Here is a 6,720-nt window from a genome sequence, read left to right as displayed (position 1 = left end):
CGCCGGCCGGCGGACGCCTCGGCCCGTTCCTGACCAACGGCCACGCCGGCGAGCAGCTGGCCCTGCTGAACGAGGTCGGCGGCAAGGTCGGCACCACCCTGGACCTCGGCTTCACCGCCCACGAGCTCTGCCAGGTGCTGGTCCCCCGGGTCGCCGACTTCGCCTGCGTCGACCTCGTGGACGGGCTGATCTCCGACTCCGAGCTGCCCGCCGCCCGTCCGGACGACGACACCATGCTCCGCCGGGTCGCCCTGGTCTACAACGAGACCGGCGGCGCCTGGGACCACGTCCTGTCCGAGGGCTCGCTGGTCAGCATGCCCCGCCGCACCCCGCCCGGGATGGCCCTCCAGCTGAACCAGCCGGTCCTGGTCCCGGTGGTCAGCGACGACGTCGCGGTCGACTACGCCATCGCGCTCGGCGGCGCCCGGCTGGCCCCGGTGGTCTCCGGCCGCTCGATGCTGGTCGTCCCGCTCTCCGCCCGGGGCACCGTGCTCGGCATCCTCAAGCTGCTCCGGCTGCCGGACCGCGACCCCTTCGACGAGAGCGACGCCGCGACCCTCAAGGAACTGGCCGTCCGCGCCGCCCTCTCGCTCGACAACGCCCGGCTGCACCGCGCCGAGTCCCGGGTCGCCACCACCCTGCAGCGCTCGATGATCCCGACCCGCCCGCCGCAGATCCCCGGCGTGCAGATCGCCCACCGCTACCTGCCCGGCGACCCGAAGGCCGAGGTCGGCGGCGACTGGTTCGACGCGATCCAGCTGCCCGGCAGCCGGGTCGCCCTGGTGGTCGGCGACGTGATGGGCCACGGCCTGCACTCGGCCGCCGCGATGGGCCGCTTCCGCACCGCGATGCAGACCCTCGCCGCGCTCGACCTGCCGCCCGGCCAGCTGCTGCGCCACCTCGACAACCTGGCCCACAAGCTCGGCGACGACCACCTCGCCACCTGCCTGTACGCGGTCTACGACCCGATCAACCGGACCTGCGAACTGGCCAGCGCCGGGCACGTCCCGCCGGTCCTGGTGCACCCGGACGGCAGCGGCGAGCTGCTGGAGATCCCGGCCGGCGCGCCGATCGGGGTCGGCGGGGTGCCGTTCGTCGCCAAGACCATCGACGTGTCGGACGGCTCGATGCTGGTGCTGTGCACCGACGGCCTGGTCGAGGTCAGGGGCGGCGACATAGGAGCCGGCCTGGCCGCGCTGTGCGGCAACCTGATCGACCCGCGGCAGAGCCCCGAGCAGGCCTGCGACGTGGTGCTCCAGCGCCTGCACTCGGACGACCGCAAGGACGACGTCGCCCTCCTGGTGGCCCGCTTCGACGGCGTCGCCCCGTCCGAGGTGGCCACCTGGGACCTCACCGTCGACCACCGCGAGGTCCGCCGGGCCCGCGCCCTGGTCCGCGAGCAGCTGGCCGCCTGGCACCTGGAGGCGCTCAGCGACACCACCGAGCTGCTGGTCAGCGAGCTGGTCACGAACGCCGTCCGGGTGGCCAGGGACCGGGTCCAGCTGCAGCTGATCCGGGTGGACAAGCTCCTGGTCGAGGTCAGCGACGACAACCACAACCTGCCCTCGCTGGAGCCCGCCGAGCAGCTCGGCGAGACCGGCCGCGGCCTCACCCTGGTGACCAAGCTCGCCGAGCGCTGGGGCACCGCCCGCAAGGCCGTCGGCAAGGTCGTCTGGTTCGAGCTCCCGCTGCCCCACGGGCCCCGGAAGGCCTGAAGCCCGGAAAGGCCGAACGGCCGGGTACCGGGCGCGCTGCCCGGTACCCGGCCGTCGTCGTTCGGCCGTGCCCGTCGTTACGGGATCGCCGCGCCCCCCGAGGTCCGCCGCCGGGCCTCCACCGCGACCTCGCGGGAAGCCGCCGTGGCGACCGAGGTGGCGGCCCCGACCCCGGCCAGCACCCGCGGCCAGAAGTCGCCGAACACCTCGACCGAGACGGCGATCAGCAGCGCGGTGACCACCGCGACGACGTGCTCGAGACCGGCCAGGTTCGGCAGGACGACCGCCTCGCCGACCATCAGGACCACGACCAGCCCGGCGGTGAACCAGGCCCGGCAGCGGAACGCGATGCAGATCGCCAGCGCCACCACCGCGGCCGACGGCCCGGTGTCCCGCACGTAGGCGACCCACTTCGGGAAGCCGAACAGGTGGTCCGGCCCGATCGCCACGCCGACCCGGGCGAACAGCGTGCCCGCCAGGGTGCAGGTGTAGGCCACCACCAGCGTCATCCGCCGGCCGAGCACGATCTCGGCGATGCCGAAGACCAGGAAGACCTGGGCCAGCGCCCCCCAGACCGGCAGGTCCAGCGCCGGGACGTACAGCGACAACGGGGTGCGCAGCAGCGAGACGTCCAGCGGCAGGGCGGCCCGCACCACACCGATGTGGTTGACGAAGCGCTCGCCGCCGGGCAGGTGCTGCACGATGCTGAACAGGAGGATCAGAAACGTCGCCGTGGTGGCCAGCGGAACGGCGGCGAACTTCTTGTGCGCCACCTGGTCCCGGACCGTCCCGAACAACGTCCCCCACTCGGCGACAGCGGCCGCTCTGGCTGTCGCCATCGGCCCCTTTCGCACGCCCCCCGCGTGGGTCCTGTGAATCACAGCCGTCCTCTCCCGAATCCCCGAACCGTTAAGTCTTTTCTCAGCTACCTCAACATTAGAAGCCTCTTAACAAATCCACATCGGCATGGATGGGGATGAGGGTCATCCTCAGGGGGGAGGGGATCGCCCCTAGGGCACCCCCATCCGGCCGTCCCGGGAGTCCCCCCGAGGCCCCCCTCCGCCCCCCGGCGGAGGGCTAGCCCTTGCCCTGCGGCGCACCCACGGGCACCCGGGGCGCCACCACGGCGGCCCCGGAGTGCCGGCGCCGGAAGAGGGCGGGCATGCTCGGCGCGACGATGAAGCCCTCGGCCCGCGCGCTCGCGATGCCGATGCGCGGAATCTCGCTGCTCTTCTCGAAGAGCAGGTAACGCGGCTCCCAGATCGGCCGGTACTTGGCGTTCGCGCGGTACAGCGACTCGATCTGCCACCAGCGCGAGAAGAAACCGAGCACCGAGCGCCACAGCCGCAGCACCGGGCCGGCGCCCAGGCGCGAACCGCGCTCGAAAACGGAACGGAACATCGCGAAGTTCAACGAAACGCGCTTGAGCCCCACCTCGTCGGCGCGCTGCAGCAGTTCGATCACCATGAACTCGACCAGGCCGTTCTCGGTGTCCCTGGCCCGGCGCATCAGGTCCAGCGAGAGCCCGTCCGGGCCCCACGGGACGAAGCTCAGCAGCGCCTTCAGCTCGCCGTCCCCGTCGTGGCACTCCAGCATCACGCAGCGGCCGTCGGCCGGGTCGCCCAGCCGGCCGAGCGCCATCGAGAAGCCGCGCTCGGTCGCGCCGTCGCGCCACTCGTCGGCCTTGGCCACCAGCTGCTCCATCTCCGCCTCGGAGATGTCCTCGTGGCGGCGGATCCGCACGGTGTACCCGGCCCGCTTGACCCGGTTGTACGCCTGCCGGACGACCCGCATGGCCCGGCCCTCCAGCGAGAACTCGTCCAGCTCGACGATCGCCTCGTCGCCCAGCTCCAGCGCGTCCAGGCCGTGCCGGGCGTAGATCACGCCGGCCTCCTCGGAGGCGCCCATGACGGCCGGTGCCCAGGCGTGCTCGCGGGCCTCGGCCAGCCAGGCGTCGATCGCGCCCGGCCAGGCCTCCGGGTCGCCGATCGGGTCGCCCGAGGCGAGCGACACCCCGCCGATCACCCGGTAGGTGACCGCCGCCTTGCCGCTGGGGGAGAAGATCACGGCCTTGTCCCGGCGCAGCGCGAAGTAGCCGAGCGAGTCGCGCTCGCCCTGCTTGTCCAGCAGCGTCCGCAGCTTGGCCTCGTCCTCGGGGTTCAGCAGCTCCTTGCCGCGCGGGCTGCGGAAGGCGACGTACAGGACGAGCAGGAACAGCACCGCGCCCATCGCGTTGATCACCGCGTTCACCCAGGTCGGCGCGTTGATCACGGAGCGCAGGTGCTCGGACGGGGTGATGGTGATCATCCGGCCGACCGAGTAGCGGAACAGGTCCCAGAAGCCGGCGCCGTTCAGCTCGTTGGTCATCCACACCAGCAGCGCGCCCACCCCGCCGCCGAACAGCAGTCCGCCGACGAAGGTCGCGGCGGCGGTCTTCGGGTTGGACTGGTCGCCCTTGGAGATGAACTCCTTGCGCCCGACCAGCAGCGCCAGCACGAACAGGCAGGTCAGCACGGTGGAGATGTAGTTCAGCGGGTGCCGGTTGAAGCGCTCGTCGGGCAGCACCATGGCCAGCAGGTAGAGCACCGCGAACATCCCGGCCAGCGCCGCGTTGAAGATCCACGCGGCCCGCTTGCGCCGCCGCATCGCGACGGCCAGGAACACCGACAGCACCGCGCTCGCCAGGCCCGAGGTCATCAGGTACGGGGTGAAGTACTCACCCTCGTTGTGCTCGGCGACCTGGTTGCCCCACGCCGCCCACAGCACGGTGGTGACGTTGAGCAGCGCCAGCAGCCGCAGGTACCAGACGGAGGCCGCGGCGGCCCTCGGGCGCCAGCGGTCGAGCGGGCCGACGGGCCGGGGCCCGGTGGACGTGGCGGACGGCTCCGACTTCACAGTGGACGACACAGCTCAATTCCAAACGATCAGATGGTGGGGCGCATCCGCACACGGCCCGGCGCCGGGCGCCCGCACGGGCCCGACGGACTGACCGGCGGCCCGGGGCCCGCCGGCCTTCACACCGGGAGGCGGGCTGACGAAAGGGCAGCCACCAACATGGTTCCCCACCGCACGTGAGAATCGCGTGAACCGGGTAGCGGATTCCACCCCCCGCCGAACGGCGGGGGTTGGGACCCGCCACCCGTTCGGCGGCCCGCCCCGGCTACCCCTACCCTCGACATCGACCCGTGCGGCCCGCCCCCCACCCGGCCGCCCGACCCGAGGAGGCACCATCACCACCACCCGCGTGCTGATCGTGGACGACGAGATCCTGGTCCGCTCCGGCCTCGGCCTCATCGTCGGTTCCGCCCACGACCTGGAGGTGGTCGGCGACTGCTCCGGCGGCCAGGCCGAGGACCACGTCCAGCGGCTGCGTCCGCACGTCGTCCTCCTGGACATCCGGATGCCCGACCTCGACGGCATCTCGGTTCTGCGCCGCGTCCGCGCCCTGCCCGACCCCCCGGCGGTGGCGATGCTCACGACCTTCGACACCGACGAGTACATCGGCACCGCGCTGCGGGCCGGCGCCTCCGGCTTCCTCCTCAAGGACACCGCCCCCGAGCAGCTGGTGCACGCCGTCCGGGTCCTCGCGGCCGGCGGCAACATCCTCTCCCCGACCGTCACCCGCACCGTGATCGGCGGCTACGTGGACGGTGGCGGCCCGGACGCCGAGGCCTCCGCCCTCACCCGCACCCTCACCGGCCGGGAGCTGGACGTCCTGGCGCTGCTCGGCGAGGGCCTGTCCAACGCGGAGATCGCCGACCGGCTGTTCCTCGGCACCGGCACCGTCAAGGACCACATCAGCGCGATCCTCGGCAAGCTCGGCGCCGCGAACCGCGTCCAGGCCGCCGTCCTCGCCCACCGGGCCGGGCTGGTCCGGCCGAAGCCCGGCGACGGGGCATGACCGCCGCCGACCAGCTGCCGTCCCGACGGCTGCCCGCCTGGTGCACCGCGCCCTGGCTGATGCTGCTGCTGCCCGCGCTGTACTCCCTGATGGACGCCGCCCTGGTCGCCCGGGACGCCCCGTGGTGGCAGGTCGCGCTTTCGGTGCTGGCCGCGGTGACGCTGCTCTGGCGCCGCCGCTTCCCGGTCGCCGTCCTGCTGCTCACCATGCCCGGCAGCTACGTCGCCGACATCTGGCTGGCCCCGATCACGGCCGTCTACACGCTCGCGGCCGAGCGCCCCAACCCGCGCCTGGTCGTCCCGCTCGGCACCCTCTTCACGCTCGTCGAGTTCTTCCACTGGCCGATCTCCGACCAGACCGTCTGGCTGAGCCGCGACACCGCGCTCTACGGCATCCAGTCGATCATGCTCGCCGCCGGCCCCGCCGCCACCGGCCTGCTCGCCCGCACCCGCCGGGAGCTGGCGACCCGGGTCGAGGAGCTGACCCGCGGCCAGGAACGGGAGAGCAGGCTCCTCGCCGAGCGCGTCCTGATCAGCGAGCGCGGCCGGCTCGCCCGCGAGATGCACGACGTCGTCTCGCACCAGGTCAGCCTGATCAGCATCCAGGCCGGCGCCCTCCAGGTGAGCACCGCCGACCCGGCCGCGGCGGCCACCGCCCTCACCATCCGCGAGCTCTCCGTGCGCACCCTCGACGAGCTGCGCCAGATGGTCGGCGTCCTGCGCACCGGCGACCCGCGCCCGAACACCCCGCTCGCCCCGCAGCCCCGGCTCGCCGACCTGCCCCGGCTGATCGAGGAGAGCGGACTGGCCGCCGACTCCGAGCTGGCCCCCGGCGACCGCCCGTGGCCCGAGGCGGTCGAGCGGGCCGCCTACCGGACCGTCCAGGAGGCGCTCACCAACATCACCAAGTACGCCCCGGACGCCGCCGTGCACGTGAAGGTGCGGGCCAAGGGCCGACGGCTGCGGGTCGAGGTGCGCAACGATCCCCCGCCGGTGCGCCCGGCCCGGCGCCCCGAGCTCTTCGAGGAGGCCGTGCGGCTCTTCGTGGCCCGGCACGACGCGCTGCGGATGCTCCCGGTGCCGGCGCCCGGCGCGGCCACCGCCC

Annotated in this window: 5 protein-coding genes; 3 read left to right on the top strand and 2 right to left on the bottom strand. The window is 73.2% G+C overall.

The genetic code is table 11. The features are described 5' to 3' along the window. On the top strand, nucleotides 1–1,715 hold a 1,715-nt coding region (locus AB0O00_RS25930; RefSeq protein ID WP_363655615.1), incomplete at its 5' end, for a SpoIIE family protein phosphatase. Between the two features lie 77 nt (nucleotides 1,716–1,792). On the opposite strand, the gene AB0O00_RS25925 is transcribed toward AB0O00_RS25930, so the two are convergent. Continuing rightward, complete coding sequence (locus AB0O00_RS25925) at nucleotides 1,793–2,554, bottom strand: hypothetical protein (protein ID WP_363655614.1); 762 nt, start codon at nucleotides 2,552–2,554, stop codon at nucleotides 1,793–1,795. Nucleotides 2,555–2,792: 238 nt separating this feature from the next. Beyond that, nucleotides 2,793–4,622, bottom strand: coding sequence for a phosphatidylglycerol lysyltransferase domain-containing protein (locus AB0O00_RS25920; RefSeq protein WP_363655612.1), 1,830 nt, complete (start codon nucleotides 4,620–4,622; stop codon nucleotides 2,793–2,795). A 340-nt stretch (nucleotides 4,623–4,962) separates the two neighbouring features. Here AB0O00_RS25920 and AB0O00_RS25915 point away from each other — a divergent pair, with 340 nt between their 5' ends. Next, nucleotides 4,963–5,616 (top strand): response regulator transcription factor, encoded by a 654-nt coding sequence (locus tag AB0O00_RS25915; protein WP_363655617.1) that lies wholly within the window; start codon nucleotides 4,963–4,965, stop codon nucleotides 5,614–5,616. Continuing rightward, the coding region (locus tag AB0O00_RS25910; RefSeq protein ID WP_363655610.1) for a histidine kinase at nucleotides 5,613–6,720 on the top strand (1,108 nt) is incomplete at its 3' end. The genes AB0O00_RS25915 and AB0O00_RS25910, both read left to right, overlap by 4 nt.

The sequence above is a fragment of the Kitasatospora sp. NPDC093558 genome, assembly GCF_040683475.1.
Taxonomy (GTDB): Bacteria; Actinomycetota; Actinomycetes; order Streptomycetales; family Streptomycetaceae; genus Kitasatospora.
Note: the sequence above shows the minus strand (reverse complement) of the source record. Positions and strands in the feature narration are given on the sequence as shown.

Bases quoted from the DNA above. Each gene is read 5' to 3' on its own strand.
- AB0O00_RS25925 (WP_363655614.1), bottom strand. From the start codon at position 2,554: ATGGCGACAGCCAGAGCGGCCGCTGTCGCCGAGTGGGGGACGTTGTTC.